Genomic DNA, 14,756 nt, shown 5'->3' on the forward strand with positions numbered 1-14,756 from the left:
GCGGAGGACGACATCATGCAGCCGCCCGTTCCCGTCACGGTCCTCACCGGTTTCCTCGGCGCGGGCAAGACGACGCTCCTCAACCGGCTCCTGAAGGACCCCGCGCTGGCGGACACCGCCGTCATCATCAACGAGTTCGGCGACGTCGCGATCGACCATCTGCTCGTCGAGCAGTCCTCCGACGGCATCATCCAGCTCTCCGACGGCTGCCTGTGCTGCACGGTGCGCGGCGAACTGGTCGACACGCTCGCCGATCTCGCCGACCGCATGCAGACCGGCCGCATTCCGCCGCTGAAGCGCGTCGTGGTGGAGACCACCGGGCTGGCCGACCCGGCGCCGGTGCTGCAGTCGCTGATGGCGCATCCGGCGATCGTGGCGGCCTATCGGCTCGACGGCGTGGTGACGCTGGTCGATTCCGTCAACGGCGCCGCCACGCTCGACGCCCACGAGGAGGCGGTCCGACAGGTTGCGATGGCCGACCGGCTGGTGCTGTCCAAGCGCGACATGGCGTCCGCAGCCGCGGTGCGCGACGTCGAGGCGCGTCTGAAGGCGCTGAACCCCCGTGCGCCGCTCGAAGACGCCGCGACCGCCGCGCCGGCGGCGCTGCTCGACTGCGGCCTCTACGATCCGTCGACCAAGAGCATCGACGTCGCCCGCTGGCTGCGCGACGAGGCGCGGCACGATCATGGGCACGGCCAGCGCCACGATCACGCGCACGGCCACGATCATGAGCACCATGACGGCCACGACCACGACGGCCATCACGAACACCACCATCATCATCACGACGACGGCCGCATCCGTACCGTCTCGCTGGTGCTCGACCGGCCGCTGCCGCTCTCGACGGTGGAGAACTTCCTCGACCTGCTGCGCTCCACCCATGGCGAGCGGATGCTGCGCATGAAGGGCATCGTCGAGACGCTGGAAGACCGCGAGCGACCGCTCGTGATCCATGGGGTGCAGAAGGTGCTGCACCCGCCTGTGCGGCTGGCGAAGTGGCCCGACGGCCCGCGCGGCGTGCGCATCGTCATGATCACCTTCGACATGCCCGCCGACTACGTCGAACGCCTGTTTTCGGCCTTCGCGGGCCAGCCCCGAATCGACATGCCGGACAGGGCGGCGCTGGAAGACAACCCGCTGGCGATCGCCGGCGGATGGCGGGGGTGAGGGGAGCGGGGAGTAGGGGAGCTACCGCGTCCCCGTCAGTTCTCACCCGCCCCGTGCTATCAGGAACCGATGCCCGCCCGGCACGCTTTCGCTGGCCAAAAGCCGGTGCCCGGCGTCGTTGCAGAAGGCGGGAATGTCGATGACGGCCAGTGGATCGGTGGTCTCGATCCAGAGGCGACTGCCGGCCGGCAGCGCGGCGAGCCTGCGGCGGGTCTTCAGAACCGGCAGCGGGCAGTTCAGGCCGCGCAGGTCGTAGACGTCGGCGCGCAGGGCTTCAGCATCGTCCAGTACCGCGGGCGAGGCGAGGGGCCCGGCTTCGGCTCGGGTCTCCTGCGTATCGAGGGCCTCGTCGCCCACGGACCCGTCAACCGCCGAACAGGTTGCCGATGGCGCCGGCGCGCTTGCGGACCGCACCGAACAACCCGCCGCCGGCATTGCTCTCCTCGACGGCGACGGCCGGAGCCGTCGCGGCGGCCACCGGCGCGGCTGCGGCCTGTTCGGCCTGCTCTTTCGCCTGGGCGGCTGCGATCCTGGCGGCTTCCTTCTCTGCGCGCGCCTGAGCCGCCGCTGCTGCCTTCTCCTCCTCCAGCCGCTTCTTCTCGGCCGCGGCGGCATCGAGCGCCGCCTGGCGTCTTCCAGCTGGCGAATCGATCCGGCCCATGCGCTCGGTGGAGGCGACGATGGCGCCGTCGCCGAGCATCGCCGGCGGCTCCAGGGGCACGCGCTCGCCGCGGGAGCGGCGCTTGGTCCAGTCGGCGACGAGCTTCGCCTCGGCGATGCCGGCGATGGAATCGCGCGGCGCCGGCAGCGTCTTGTCGGAATAGGTCGCGATGGCGGCGTCGAAGCTCGTCTTCTGTGACTGGTAGGCCGAGATCAGGGTCTCGGGCTGCGACATCGGCGGGCACTTGCCGGTCGGGGAGAAGGTGGCGCTGCCCTCCGGCACCTGGTTGAAGACGTAACGCTTCTCGCAGACGTCCACCTTCGGCGGCACCTTGGTGATCTCGAAGTGATCGTAGCCTTCCTTCAGCATCGACCAGAAGGCGTAGTTCGGGTCGTTGCGGTAGCGCGCCATGTTCTCGGGCGTCATGCGGAAGGGGAAGGCTTGGATCTGGAATTCGCGCTGCCCGCCGGCGAAGGCGTCGCGCGCGAAGGCATAGATCTCCTCCACCTGTGCGTCGGTCATGGAATAGCAGCCAGACGACGAGCAGCCGCCATGCACCATCAGGTTCGAGCCGGTGCGGCCGTGCGCCCGGTCGTAGGCGTTGGGATAGCCCATGTTGAAGGCGAGGTGATAGCTGGAGCGCGGGTTCAACTGGCCCGGTCCGACGGTGTAGAAGCCTTCCGGCGCCTGACGGTCGCCCTCGATGAATTTGGGGCCGAGCTGGCCGGACCACTTGCAGATGTCGTAGGAGGCGATGAGGTCGTAGCGGCCATTCGACTTCTGCTTCCAGATCTCGAGCTTACCCTCCTCCTTGAAGACCCGCGCCATGACCGGCGAGGACTTCGGCATGCCCTTGGCCTTCATCTGCGTGACGATGCGCTCGGGAAGCTGCTTGCTGGCCTTGGCGCCCACGGCCGATTCGAGCGCCGATTCCGTGCAGCCCGCCAGCGCGACCGTCGCCGCGAGAAGACCGATCCGGGTGAATTTCGAAAGCATCGTCAAGCAACTGGATCCTGTCCGGAGCGCGGCGCCAGGAAGGCCGTCGCGCGATCACACCGGAAAACCTCTACGGGCGTTAACCTTGCCAATCCCTTACCGCAAGGCAGGTGCTCCCGTTTTCACCACAAGTTCATTGCGGGCAAGCCGTGGCGACAGTGTGGCGGGCGTGGCGCGCGGCTCGAACTCCGTCGCGGAGGCCAAGGCCGCCGCGTGCGGTCGGCGGCGATCCCGGGCGCGGAAATGCCGGGCGGCCGCAGGGCTTTCAGAGGCCGCGGCCGATCGCCAGGAACTTCTCGCGCCGGTGCTCGCGGCAATCCACGTTCTGGGCGGCGAGGTCCGCGAACGCGGCGGCGATCTGGTCGCCCGCGGCGTCGATGGCTGCTTCCGCACCGCGATGCGCCCCGCCCGGCGGCTCCGGGATGATGCCGTCGATGACCTTCATCTCCAGCAGGTCCTTCGCCGTGATCTTCATCGACGTCGCGGCGTCGCGGGCGCGGGTGGGATCGCGCCACAGGATCGAGGCCGCACCCTCCGGCGAGATCACCGAATAGATCGCGTGCTCCAGCATGTAGACCTTGTTCGCGGTGGCGATCGCGATGGCTCCGCCGGAGCCGCCCTCGCCGATGATGACGGAGACGACGGGCACCTTGAGGCCCAGCGACACGGAGGTCGAGCGCGCGATGGCCTCGGCCTGGCCGCGCTCTTCCGCGCCGATGCCGGGATAGGCGCCTGCCGTGTCGACCAGTGTCACCAGGCGCACGCCGAAGCGGTCCGCGAGTTCCATGATGCGCACGGCCTTGCGATAGCCTTCGGGCCGCGCCATCCCGAAATTGTGCTTCAGGCGGGTCTTGGTGTCGGCGCCCTTTTCCTGGCCGAGAATGGCCACCGGCTCACCGCGGAATCGGGCGAAGCCGCCGATGATGGCGTTGTCCTCTCCGTAGAGGCGGTCACCGGCCAGAGGGGTGAAGTCGGTGAACAGGCGCCCGACATAGTCGAGGCAGTGCGGCCGATCGGGATGGCGCGCGACCTGCGCCTTCTGCCAGGGCTGGAGTTGCCTGTATATCTCGCGCAACGCCTCGCCGGATCGCTTCTCGAGCCGCGCGATCTCCTCGGCGACGTCGACTGCCTCGCCGCCTTCCGAGAGCGTCTTCAGCTCCAGGATCTTGCCTTCCAGGTCAGCGACGGGCTTTTCGAATTCGAGATAGTTGTACATTCGCTGCTGTGCCGGGGGGACGCGCGAGAGGCGTCGTTTCGGGTGCGGAACTGCTCTTTGAACGCCCTTCGGCGCTGAAAAGTTGCTCTCCCATATCGATCCAGCGCCTAGTCGGCAAGCGGATGATGTTCGTTGACCAGCTTCATCAGCCGCTCCTCCAGCACGTGGGTATAGATCTGCGTCGTCGAGATGTCCGAATGTCCGAGCAGCATCTGCACCGCACGCAGGTCCGCGCCGTTCTGAAGCAGGTGGCTCGCGAAGGCGTGCCGGAGCACATGCGGCGAGACCGCCGAGGCGGGAAGGCCGGCCCGCACGGCGAGCGCTTTCAGGTCGCGCGCGAACACCTGGCGGGGCAGAAACCCGGTATCCGAACGCGCCGGGAAGAGGAAGGGGCTGTCCGCGCATGCCGCGTCGGTCGACCGCACCGCCAGCCAGGCGCCCATCGCCTCGCGCGCCTTGCCCGAGAGCGGCACCATGCGCTCCTTGTTCCCCTTGCCGCGCACCACGAAGAAGCGCTCGTCGCGCAGCGCCACCGAGACCGGCAGGCCGACGAGTTCCGAGACGCGCAACCCGGTGGCATAAAGCACCTCCACCAGCGCGTGGAGGCGCACGGCCGCTTCCCGCGAGAGGCCGGGCGGGGGGGCGGAGGCCTCGACCGCAGCGCGGTCGAGCAGCCGGCCGGTCTCGGCCTCCGACAGCACGCCGGGCAGGCTCCGCGGCTTCTTCGGGCTCTCGGCCGTTCCGGTCGGGTCGTCGCCGCGCAGACCCTCGGCGTAGAGGAATCGGAAGAACTGCCGCAGCGCCGAGAGCTTGCGCGCCTGCGTGGTCGCTGCGAAACCTTCGGCTGCGATGCGTTCCATCAGCCATGCGAGGTCGGCTGAGTCCGCGTCGGCGAGCCCGGCCTTGCCCGCGAGGGAACGATGCGCGTCCTCGAGGTCGCGGCGATAGGCCTCGAGCGTGTTGCGGCTCGCGCCGCGCTCCGCGCTCATCATCTCCAGGAAGGCCTCGATCGCGGACGCGGTGTTCATGCCGTTGCGGATCAGTTGCGGGGGTTGAGCTTCTCGGCGGGAATGCGCACCGTCATCTCACCCGTTCGCGGCTCCACGAAGGCGACGAGCGCGAACATCGCGCCGTAGACGATGCCGGCGAGGATGGCGATCGTCGTCAGGAGACGGAAAAGCGTGGGCATTTGTCCTGCAGTTTCCTCGGGGTCGTCCGCCAGCGTCCTTATGCGTCGCCAAAGAGGCGACTTCAACCCCGCGACGGTCCGTCGGGCAGGCCGCCGCGACCGCCAACGTCCACCCGGACCATGGCGATTGCTTGACGCGCCGCGCCTTTTCATGCGCATACGGCTCGCCGAGGGAAGACATCGATGAACGCCTTGACCCAGGTCGACGAACGGACGCTGCGCGACAAGCTCGCAGGGCGCGCCATCGTCTTCGTCGGGTTGATGGGTGCCGGGAAAACCGCGATTGGCCGCCGGGTCGCACAGATGCTCGACCTGCCCTTCGTGGACAGCGACCAGGAGATCGAGACCGTCTCGCGCATGACGATTCCCGACCTCTTCGAACGCTACGGCGAGCCCGAGTTCCGCGCCCTCGAACGCCGGGTGATCACCCGACTGCTGGAGGAGGGAGAGCGGGTCATCTCCACCGGCGGCGGCGCCTTCATGAGCGAGGAGACCCGCCGTGCCGTCGCCGCGCATGGCGTGTCGATCTGGCTGAAGGCCGACATCGACATCCTGATGCAGCGGGTCGTCAAGAACAGGAACCGCCCGCTGCTCAAGAACGACGATCCCCGTGGTGTCATGCAGCGCCTCATGCGCGAGCGGTATCCGGTCTATGCGCTGGCCGACGTCACGGTTGTGACGCGCGACGAGACCAAGGAGATCATTGCGTCGGAAGCGGTTCAGGCCCTGGATCGCTGGCTCGACGCGCAGGAATCGGGAAAGAACCTCGGGGATGGACGTGCCAGCAACTGACGAACCGGTGCGGGTGGATGTCGGCCTCGGCGACCGCGCCTACGACATCCTGATCGGCGGTGGACTGCTCGCCCGCGCCGGTGCGGAAATCGCAGCCAGGATGCCGGGCGTGCGCGCGGCGGTCGTGACGGACGATAACGTGGCAGCCATCCACCTGCCGGCCTTCGAGGCAAGTCTCGCGGCGGCAGGCATCGCGACGACGCCGGTCGTGCTGCCAGCGGGGGAACGCACCAAGAGCTTCGAGCACCTGGAGCGGGTCGTCGATGCCGTGCTCGGCGCCCGGCTGGAGCGTCGGGACGTGGTCGTGGCGCTCGGCGGCGGGGTGGTCGGAGACCTGACCGGTTTCGCCGCCGGCATCGTGCGGCGCGGTATGCGCTTCGTGCAGGTGCCGACCTCTCTTCTGGCGCAGGTCGATTCCTCGGTCGGTGGCAAGACCGGGATCAACACCGGCCACGGCAAGAACCTGGTCGGCCTGTTCCACCAGCCCGGCCTCGTGCTCGCCGACACCGACGTCCTCGACACGCTGCCGCTGCGCGAGTTCCGTGCAGGCTATGCCGAGGTGGCGAAGTACGGCCTGATCGACCGGCCCGACTTCTTCGCCTGGCTCGAGGCGAACTGGCGGGACGTGTTCGCGGGCGGCGCGGCGCGGACGCACGCCATCGCGGAGTCGTGCCGCTCGAAGGCCGCGATCGTGGCTCGCGACGAATTCGAGACCGGCGACCGCGCCCTGCTCAACCTCGGCCACACCTTCGGCCACGCTTTGGAATCGGCCGTAGCTTATGACGGCGCCCGGCTGGTCCACGGCGAGGGCGTGGCGATCGGCATGGTGCTGGCGCATCGCTTCTCGGCCCGGCTCAACCAGTGCAGTCCGGACGACGCGGCGCGTGTCGAGGCGCATCTGAAGGCGGTCGGCCTTCCGACCCGGATGGGCGACATTCCGGGCACGCTCCCTGACGCCGCGCGTCTTCTGGCCTATATCGCACAGGACAAGAAGGTCTCGCGCGGCGCGCTCACCTTCATCCTGACGCATGGCGTCGGCAGGTCCTTCATCGCGAAGGACGTACCGGCGTCGGAAGTCCTGTCCTTCATCGAGGAGAACCATCCCGGATGACGACCGAATTGTGGGTGATCGCCGGGATCATCCTGATCCTGATCTGTTTCTCGTTCCTCTTCTCCGGAACCGAAACCGGCATGACGGCGGCCTCGCGGGCAAGGCTCCATTCCATTGCAGCGGGCGGCGACAAGCGCGCCTCGGTGGTGGAGCGCCTGATCGAGCGCAAGGACCGCCTCGTCGGCGCGCTGCTGATCGGCAACAATCTCGTCAACATCCTCGCCTCGTCGCTCGCGACCAGCGTGCTCCTGTCGATCTTCGGCGACAGCGGCGTCGTCTACGCCACGATCGGCATGACGGTTCTGCTGGTGATTTTCTCGGAGATCCTGCCGAAGTCGCTCGCTCTGTTCCGACCCGAGCAGTTCGCCCTCTTCGTGTCGCCGTTCGCACGGGTGGTCGTCTTCGTGTTCGGGCCGATCTCCGGCGCCGCCAACTTCATCGTCCGCGGTATCCTCCACCTCTTCGGCGTCAACCTGTCGAGCGATGCGAACATGGTTTCGGCGCATGAGGAGATCCGGGGCGCGGTCGAGGTCCTGCACCGCGAAGGCGCCTTCGTGAAGCAGGACCGGGATCGGGTCGGCGGCCTGCTCGACCTGGCCGAGCTCGAAGTCTCCGACATCATGATCCACCGCACGGCGATGAAGCTCGTCAATGCCGGCGATGCTCCCGACGTCGTCGTGCGCGAGATCCTGCAGAGCCCCTACACCCGCATGCCGCTCTATCGCGACGAGACCGACAACATCGTCGGCGTCGTGCACGCCAAGGACCTGCTGCGGGCGCTGCACGAGGTGGGCAACGACCCCGCGCAGGTCGACATCATGAAGGTGGCGACGAAACCCTGGTTCGTGCCGGACACGACCACCCTGCGCGACCAGCTGAACGCCTTCCTGAGGCGCAAGGCGCATTTCGCCATCGTGGTGGACGAGTATGGCGAAGTCGAAGGCCTCGTCACTCTGGAGGACATCATCGAGGAGATCGTGGGCGAGATCGCCGACGAGCACGACGTCGACATCCAGGGCGTCAAGCAGGAGGCAGACGGATCGATCGTCGTCGACGGCGGCGTGCCGATCCGCGACCTGAACCGCGCGCTCGACTGGACCCTTCCCGACGACGAGGCCACCACGATCGCGGGGCTCGTCATCCACGAGGCGCAGATGATCCCCGAGGAGAAGCAGGCCTTCACCTTCCATGGCAAGCGCTTCATCGTCATGAAGCGCAACAAGAACCGCATCGTAAAGCTGCGGATCAAGCCTCTGGACGTCGGATAGGACGGGCGCTTCCGGCAAGCCGGGAACGCGACGGGCAGTCCGTCACCAGCGCGTCTTCTCGCCCGGCGCGGCGGGCTCCAGCGCCAGGGCGTGGACGCTGCCGGCCAGTTCCTCGGCCAGGAGTTCGTTGATGGCGCGGTGCCGGTCGACGCGGCTCAGCCCGGCGAAGGCCGGTGCGACGATGCGGACACGGAAGTGCGTCTCGCCTTCGCCGTCGAAGGCGCCGTGATGGCCCGAGCCGGAATGATGATGGCCGGCATGAAGATGGCTCTCGTTGACGACTTCGAGTCGCTCCGGCGCGAAACGCTGGCGCAGCTTGACTTCGATACGGGACTGGATGGACATGCGCGCATTCTCCCACCATATGCGCCGCTCCGACGCCAAAGGTCATGCAAATCAGGGGTTAGGGACATCCTTCCCCAAATGTCAATTCTTGTATCGCGGTGCGAAGCACCCATAATCGCTGCACGATGAACGCCAACTCGAAGATCTTCGACCGGATTCGCGTCCGCCCCGACCCGGAAGCGGAGGCGAAGTCGCGCGCGCCGCGCTGCCAGTGGGACGGCTGCGCCGAGCCGGGGCTGCACCGGGCGCCGGTCGGGCGCATGAAGGAAGGCGAGTACTTCCGCTTCTGCATCGACCACGTGCGGGCCTACAACAAGGGCTACAACTACTTCTCCGGCCTCGCCGACACCGACATCGCCCGCTTCCAGAAAGAGGCGTTGACGGGGCACCGCCCCACATGGGTGTTGGGCATCAACGGGTCGGCCCGATCGAGCCCGGACATCGCGTCGAAGCGCTCGGGCCGGGCAGGCTACTACAGCCGCGTCCGTGATCCGTTCAACCTGTTCGGCGACGACAAGCCGCGTCAGCAGCCGCAGCGCAAGGCCCGTCCGCTGGAGGCCAAGGCGCTGGAAACGCTGGGCCTGGACGAGAAAGCGACTGGCGCGGACATAAAGGCGCGCTATAAGGAACTGGTGAAGCGCCACCATCCCGATGCGAATGGCGGCGACCGGGGTTCGGAAGACCGGTTCCGCGACGTGCTCCAGGCCTACCGTGTGCTCAAACAATCGGGTTTTTGTTGAGCGCCGCGTCTGCTAAGGACTGCCCCCGAAAAGCTGTGACTGGACGAATGGCGGCGGCCCGAACGGCCCGGCGCTGGAGGCATGATGAACAAGATCGATCGCGACATCTCCAACCTGCCCGACACCACGGTGTCGGTGAAGGACGTCTTCGGCTTCGAGTCGCGCATGATCGTGCCGGCCTACTCCGCCAGCGACCCGCACGTTCCGGACGTCGACCCGGACTATCTCTTCGATCGCGACACCACGCTCGCCATCCTGGCCGGCTTTGCCTTCAACCGACGGGTGATGATCTCCGGCTACCACGGCACCGGCAAGTCCACCCACATCGAGCAGGTCGCGGCGCGGCTGAACTGGCCGATGGTGCGCGTCAACCTCGACAGCCACGTCAGCCGCATCGACCTCGTCGGCAAGGATGCGATCGTGCTGAAGGAGGGCAAGCAGGTCACGGAGTTCCGCGACGGCATCCTGCCCTGGGCCTACCAGCACAACGTCGCGCTTTGCTTCGACGAATACGATGCCGGTCGCCCGGACGTGATGTTCGTGATCCAGCGCGTGCTTGAATCCGCCGGCCGTCTGACGCTGCTCGACCAGAGCCGCGTCATCCGGCCGCATCCCGCCTTCCGCCTGTTCGCCACCGCCAACACGGTCGGCCTCGGCGACACGACCGGCCTCTACCACGGCACCCAGCAGATCAACCAGGCGCAGATGGACCGCTGGTCCATCGTCACCACGCTGAACTACCTTCCGCACGACAAGGAAGTCGACATCGTGCTGGCGAAGGCCAAGCATTACCGCAACGACAAGGGCCGCGTCGTCGTCGACCGCATGGTGCGCGTCGCCGACATGACCCGTTCGGCCTTCGTCAACGGCGACCTCGCCACCGTGATGAGCCCGCGCACGGTCATCACCTGGGCCGAGAACGCCGAGATCTTCGGCGACGTCGGCCATGCCTTCCGCCTCACCTTCCTCAACAAGTGCGACGAGCTCGAGCGCGCCCTCGTGGCCGAGTTCTACCAGCGCGTCTTCGGTGAGGAATTGAAGGAGAGCGCGGCGAACGTGGTTCTGGGCTGAGGTGCAGCCACGGAACCGCTTCTATGGGTAAGACGATCGAGCGGATGCGTTCCGACCCGAGGGCGGACTGGCAGATCGCCGATGTCGAACGGGCCTGCGCGGAAGCTGGCGTCGCTTGCATGAAGCCGTCTGGCGGGTCACACTTCAAGGTAGGAGATCCCCATGGCGGCCGACGCCTGACGATTCCGGCACGGCGTCCCATCAAGCCGGTCTACATTGCGTTGCTGGTCAAGTTCCTCGACGAGATAGGCAGATGATGATCGAGAGAGCGAAGATACTCGTTTCCGACGGATCGCTCTTCGATCCTGGCGGCTACGAGGTCAACCTGCGTCCGCTCCACGCCTCCGAGGGCGGCGGTTGGCTGGCCGTCATCCCCCGACTTCCAGGCTGCACCGGTGACGGTGAAACCGAAATGGAAGCGATCGAGGACGTCCGCCTGGCCGCGTGGGAGTGGGCATCTGCGGCGGCGGCCGATGGCGACCCCATTCCCGCGCCGGCGAGCCGCAATCCTCTGGCAGCCGAGTAGACAATGGCATCTCCGGGCGACAACCAGCGCGGCGGCAAGCCGAAGACGGGCGGGGAGGGCGAAGCCTTCAAGCGCGCCATGACCGTCACCATGCGCGCCATCGCGGGCGAGAACGACCTCGAAGTTTCCTTCGCCAAGGACAAGCCGGCGCTCGCCGGCAACCGCGCACGCCTGCCGGAACTTGGCAAGCGGCCGACGAAGGCGGAGGTTTCCGTCACGCGCGGCCTCGGCGATTCCATGGCATTGCGCCGCGCCTGCCACGACAGTTCGATCCATACCCGGCTCGCGCCCGAGGGCAAGCAGGCCCGCGCGATCTTCGATGCCGTCGAACAGGCACGCGTCGAGGCCATCGGCGCCAACCGCATGGCCGGTGTGGCCGACAATCTCGCCTCCATGCTGGAGGACAAGTACCAGAAGGCGAACCTCGCCGGCGTCACCGAGCAGGCCGATGCGCCGCTCGAGGAAGCGGTCGCCATGGTCGTGCGCGAGCGCCTGACCGGTCGCAAGGCGCCGAAGAGCGGCGAGCGCATGGTCGATCTCTGGCGCGACTGGATCGAGGACAAGGCCGGCGCCGACATCGAGGGCCTGACCGGCAAGCTCGACGACCAGAATGCCTTTGCCCGGGTCGTGCGCAACATGCTCGCGTCCATGGACATGGCCGAGGAACTCGGCGAGGAGGAGCAGTCCGAGGAGGCCGAAGAGAGCGAGGACCAGCCGGAGGGCGAGGAGGACAGCGACGACGGCGGTGAGCAGGACCAGGGCGGCGAGCAGGCCGAATCCGACGAGTCAGACGATTCGAGCGAGGACCAGGACGCCGGCGAAAGCGAATCCAGCGATGCCGACGCCGACGAGGTCTCCGATGACGAGGACGTCGACGCCGAGACGCCGGGCGAGGCCAAGCGCCCGGATTTCCCCTATACGAACCTGCCGCCCGATTTCGACTACAAGGTCTTCACGACCGCCTTCGACGAGATGGTGGGCGCCGAGGAACTCTGCGACGAGGAGGAACTCGACCGCCTGCGCGCCTTCCTCGACAAGCAGCTCGCGAACCTGCAGGGCGTCGTCGGCCGGCTCGCCAACCGGCTGCAGCGGCGCCTGATGGCGCAGCAGAACCGCTCCTGGGACTTCGATCTTGAAGAAGGCTATCTCGATCCGGCGCGGCTCGTGCGCGTGGTCATCGACCCCATGCAGCCGCTCTCCTTCAAGCAGGAACGCGACACCGACTTTCGCGATACGGTCGTCACCCTGCTGCTCGACAATTCGGGCTCGATGCGTGGCCGTCCGATCACCGTCGCGGCGACCTGCGCCGACATCCTGGCGCGCACGCTCGAGCGCTGCGGCGTCTCCGTCGAGATCCTCGGCTTCACCACGCGCGCCTGGAAGGGTGGCCAGTCGCGCGAGAAGTGGCTGAAGGAGGGCAAGCCCGCTGGGCCCGGCCGCCTGAACGACCTGCGCCACATCATCTACAAGTCCGCCGATGCGCCCTGGCGCCGGGCCCGGCGCAATCTCGGACTGATGATGCGCGAGGGGCTCCTGAAGGAGAACATCGACGGCGAGGCGCTGCTGTGGGCGCACAATCGTCTCGTGGCGCGGCGCGAGCAGCGCAAGATCCTGATGATGATCTCGGACGGCGCACCGGTCGACGACTCGACGCTCTCGGTTAACCCCGGCAACTATCTGGAGCGCCATCTGCGCGCGGTGATCGACCTGATCGAGACACGCTCGCCGGTGGAACTCATCGCCATCGGCATCGGTCACGACGTCACGCGCTATTACCGCCGCGCCGTGACCATCGTGGACGCCGAGGAACTCGCCGGCGCCATGACCGAGCAGCTCGCCTCGCTCTTCGCTGATCGTGCCGCTCCCGGCAGGCGCGGCGGCGCGCGGCGCCGCGCGGGCTGACCGGATTGGCTCCGGACCGCGGTGCCCCGGAGGGCGTCCCGTCCAGCCGCGGTGGCGTCCGCGGCGCGGTGCTGGGTGCGGTCCTGACGGCTGCCGCGCTGGTCCCGGCGGCAGCGGCCTGGAGCGTCGTACAGGCGCATTCAGCGGATGCCGCGGTCGAGCGGGTCGAGATCCGCAGCTGGCCGATCCGGTCCTTCCGGATCGGTTCCGCCCAGACGCGCTTCGGACCGCTGGAATTCGTCGGCGGCCTCGAAATGGCCTCGGCCGACCGCGACTTCGGCGCCCTGTCCGCCTTCCGCTTCCTGGATCCGGGTGGACGGATCGTCGGGGTCGCCGACACGGGCTTCTGGTTCTTCGGCAGGCTTGAACGCGATGCGGAGGGAAGGCCGTCGGGCATGGCCGATTTCACCATGCAGCAGATGGTCGGGCCGCGCGGAAAGGTCATCGGCGACAAGGGGCTGACGGACGCCGAGGGTCTGGCGGTGCGTGACGGCATCGCGACCGCGAGTTTCGAGCGCGCGCACCGGGTTTCCGAATACAGGCTGGATCCGGCGGACATGAAGAGCCAGATCCGCGACTTGGGCTACGTCATCCCGCCGCGGGAGATGCGCAACAACCGGGGCCTCGAGACGATCGCCTATGCGCCGAAGGACGGGGCGCTGGCCGGCGCCCGCGTGGTCGTATCGGAAAAGAGCCTCGACCGGAACGGCAACATCTTCGCCGCGATCATCGAAGGACCGGGGCAGGGCGTGTTCACGGTCGCTCGCCGCGGCGAGTTCGACATCACCGACGGTGCCTTCCTGCCGGATGGCGACCTGCTCCTTCTCGAACGCAGCTACGCCATCTCGCGCGGTGTGGGCATGCGGCTGCGTCGCATCCCGTCAGCCGACATTCGCAAGGGCGCGGTGGCCGACGGAGAGATCCTGTTCGAAGCCGGCATGACCTATCAGATCGACAACATGGAGGGGCTCGACGTCTGGCGCCGCGCCGACGGCGCGCTCATGGTGTCGCTGATCTCCGACGACAACCACTCGATCCTGCAGCGCAACCTGTATCTGGAGTTCGTGCTGCACGAAGAATAGGGCACGCCCATCGCTCGCCGCGGGTTTCAGCGAAGGGCCGGCACCGGCTTCAGGACCGACAGCAGCGCCCCATAGGGCGCGAGCATGGCGACCCCGATCAGGATCTTGACGGCGAAATCGCCGAGCGCCAGCGACACCCACAGCGGCGCCTGTCCGCCGAGGAAGGGGACCGCGAAGGCGAGCGAGCCGTCCTCCATGCCGAAGGCGGCGTCGATGCCGGCGAAGGTTCCCGAGAAGGCGAGGCCGAAGAAGAGGACCGTGTCGAGCGCGGAGCCGATCAGCGTCGAGAGAAAGGGCGCCTGCCACCAGGCCCTGCCGCGCAGACGGTCGAACACGGCCGTGTCGAGGAGCTGGGCTGCGAGGAAGGCCGAGCCGGAGGCGATCGCTATGCGCGGCGTGGCGAGCCAGACCGACAGCGCCACGGCGATGACGAAACCCGCCAGGACCACCCGGCGCGCGGCGCTTGCGCCGAAGCGGCGGTTGGTCAGGTCGTTGACGAGGAAGGCTGCCGGATAGGTGAAGGCGCCCCAGGTGAGGAGTTCGCCCAGTCCGAGATGCTCGAAGGGATACTGGACGAGGACGTTCGACAAGGCGACGATGATCGCCATGGCCGCGACGAACGGCAGGACGCGCAGGCTGCTGGTCATTTTTTTATCCTGGGTGATGGAACCAGAAAGGCGGGCCGTAAGC

The 14,756-nt window shown here is 67.6% G+C and carries 17 protein-coding genes; 10 read left to right on the forward strand and 7 right to left on the reverse strand.

What is annotated here, in order from left to right:
• Positions 1-15 precede the first annotated feature (15 nt).
• Positions 16-1,167, forward strand: a complete 1,152-nt coding sequence (locus IAI54_RS22165) for a CobW family GTP-binding protein (RefSeq protein ID WP_420838242.1) — start codon at positions 16-18, stop codon at positions 1,165-1,167.
• A gap of 42 nt (positions 1,168-1,209) precedes the next feature.
• Here the strand turns inward: IAI54_RS22165 and IAI54_RS29030 are convergent, their stop codons facing one another.
• The 5 genes from IAI54_RS29030 to IAI54_RS22190 form a co-directional block, all read right to left on the reverse strand.
• On the reverse strand, positions 1,210-1,455 hold the full coding sequence (locus IAI54_RS29030; RefSeq protein WP_420838314.1) for a sulfurtransferase TusA family protein: 246 nt from the start codon (positions 1,453-1,455) through the stop codon (positions 1,210-1,212).
• A gap of 76 nt (positions 1,456-1,531) precedes the next feature.
• A complete protein-coding gene (locus tag IAI54_RS22175; protein WP_187973302.1) occupies positions 1,532-2,824 on the reverse strand; it encodes a L,D-transpeptidase family protein in 1,293 nt (430 codons plus the stop codon).
• A 265-nt stretch (positions 2,825-3,089) separates the two neighbouring features.
• Positions 3,090-4,040, reverse strand: a complete 951-nt coding sequence (locus IAI54_RS22180; protein ID WP_187969244.1) for an acetyl-CoA carboxylase carboxyltransferase subunit alpha — start codon at positions 4,038-4,040, stop codon at positions 3,090-3,092.
• A gap of 107 nt (positions 4,041-4,147) precedes the next feature.
• Complete coding sequence (locus IAI54_RS22185; RefSeq protein ID WP_187969245.1) at positions 4,148-5,068, reverse strand: site-specific tyrosine recombinase XerD; 921 nt, start codon at positions 5,066-5,068, stop codon at positions 4,148-4,150.
• Positions 5,069-5,079: 11 nt separating this feature from the next.
• Positions 5,080-5,229, reverse strand: a complete 150-nt coding sequence (locus IAI54_RS22190; RefSeq protein ID WP_187969246.1) for a histidine kinase — start codon at positions 5,227-5,229, stop codon at positions 5,080-5,082.
• Between the two features lie 183 nt (positions 5,230-5,412).
• On the opposite strand from IAI54_RS22190, the gene IAI54_RS22195 reads away from it, so the two are divergent.
• Genes IAI54_RS22195 through IAI54_RS22205 form a run of 3 tightly spaced genes read left to right on the forward strand, consistent with a single transcriptional unit; the run spans position 5,413 to position 8,400 of the window.
• A complete protein-coding gene (locus IAI54_RS22195; RefSeq protein ID WP_187969247.1) occupies positions 5,413-6,021 on the forward strand; it encodes a shikimate kinase in 609 nt (202 codons plus the stop codon).
• Positions 6,008-7,132: a 3-dehydroquinate synthase gene (gene aroB / locus IAI54_RS22200; RefSeq protein WP_235679140.1), complete on the forward strand. Its 1,125-nt coding sequence runs from the start codon at positions 6,008-6,010 to the stop codon at positions 7,130-7,132. Before IAI54_RS22195 ends, aroB begins: the two co-directional genes overlap by 14 nt.
• The gene (locus IAI54_RS22205; protein WP_187969249.1) at positions 7,129-8,400 is read left to right on the forward strand and encodes an HlyC/CorC family transporter; all 1,272 of its coding nucleotides are present in this window, start codon (positions 7,129-7,131) and stop codon (positions 8,398-8,400) included. Before aroB ends, IAI54_RS22205 begins: the two co-directional genes overlap by 4 nt.
• Before the next feature lie 42 nt (positions 8,401-8,442).
• On the opposite strand, the gene IAI54_RS22210 is transcribed toward IAI54_RS22205, so the two are convergent.
• A complete protein-coding gene (locus IAI54_RS22210) occupies positions 8,443-8,745 on the reverse strand; it encodes a BolA family protein (protein WP_187969250.1) in 303 nt (100 codons plus the stop codon).
• 125 nt (positions 8,746-8,870) lie between these two features.
• Between IAI54_RS22210 and IAI54_RS22215 the strand changes: the two genes are divergently transcribed.
• The 6 genes from IAI54_RS22215 to IAI54_RS22240 all read left to right on the forward strand — a co-directional run bounded on the left by IAI54_RS22215 (position 8,871) and on the right by IAI54_RS22240 (position 14,066).
• Positions 8,871-9,485: a J domain-containing protein gene (locus IAI54_RS22215; RefSeq protein ID WP_187969251.1), complete on the forward strand. Its 615-nt coding sequence runs from the start codon at positions 8,871-8,873 to the stop codon at positions 9,483-9,485.
• Positions 9,486-9,569: 84 nt separating this feature from the next.
• Positions 9,570-10,556 carry a cobaltochelatase subunit CobS gene (gene cobS / locus IAI54_RS22220; RefSeq protein WP_187969252.1) on the forward strand — a complete coding sequence of 329 codons (987 nt, stop codon included), beginning with the start codon at positions 9,570-9,572 and terminating at the stop codon, positions 10,554-10,556.
• 23 nt (positions 10,557-10,579) lie between these two features.
• Positions 10,580-10,813 carry a type II toxin-antitoxin system HicA family toxin gene (locus IAI54_RS22225; protein ID WP_187969253.1) on the forward strand — a complete coding sequence of 78 codons (234 nt, stop codon included), beginning with the start codon at positions 10,580-10,582 and terminating at the stop codon, positions 10,811-10,813.
• Positions 10,810-11,082 carry a type II toxin-antitoxin system HicB family antitoxin gene (locus IAI54_RS22230; protein ID WP_187969254.1) on the forward strand — a complete coding sequence of 91 codons (273 nt, stop codon included), beginning with the start codon at positions 10,810-10,812 and terminating at the stop codon, positions 11,080-11,082. Before IAI54_RS22225 ends, IAI54_RS22230 begins: the two co-directional genes overlap by 4 nt.
• Positions 11,083-11,085: 3 nt before the next feature.
• Positions 11,086-12,984 carry a cobaltochelatase subunit CobT gene (cobT, locus tag IAI54_RS22235; RefSeq protein ID WP_187969255.1) on the forward strand — a complete coding sequence of 633 codons (1,899 nt, stop codon included), beginning with the start codon at positions 11,086-11,088 and terminating at the stop codon, positions 12,982-12,984.
• A 5-nt stretch (positions 12,985-12,989) separates the two neighbouring features.
• On the forward strand, positions 12,990-14,066 hold the full coding sequence (locus IAI54_RS22240; RefSeq protein WP_420838243.1) for an esterase-like activity of phytase family protein: 1,077 nt from the start codon (positions 12,990-12,992) through the stop codon (positions 14,064-14,066).
• Positions 14,067-14,092: 26 nt separating this feature from the next.
• Here IAI54_RS22240 and IAI54_RS22245 read toward each other — a convergent pair whose 3' ends face one another.
• Positions 14,093-14,713 (reverse strand): VUT family protein, encoded by a 621-nt coding sequence (locus tag IAI54_RS22245; RefSeq protein WP_187969256.1) that lies wholly within the window; start codon positions 14,711-14,713, stop codon positions 14,093-14,095.
• Positions 14,714-14,756 lie beyond the last annotated feature (43 nt).

Origin of the sequence: Aquibium microcysteis, from assembly GCF_014495845.1 — a bacterium.
GTDB classification, from domain to species: Bacteria; Pseudomonadota; Alphaproteobacteria; order Rhizobiales; family Rhizobiaceae; genus Aquibium; species Aquibium microcysteis.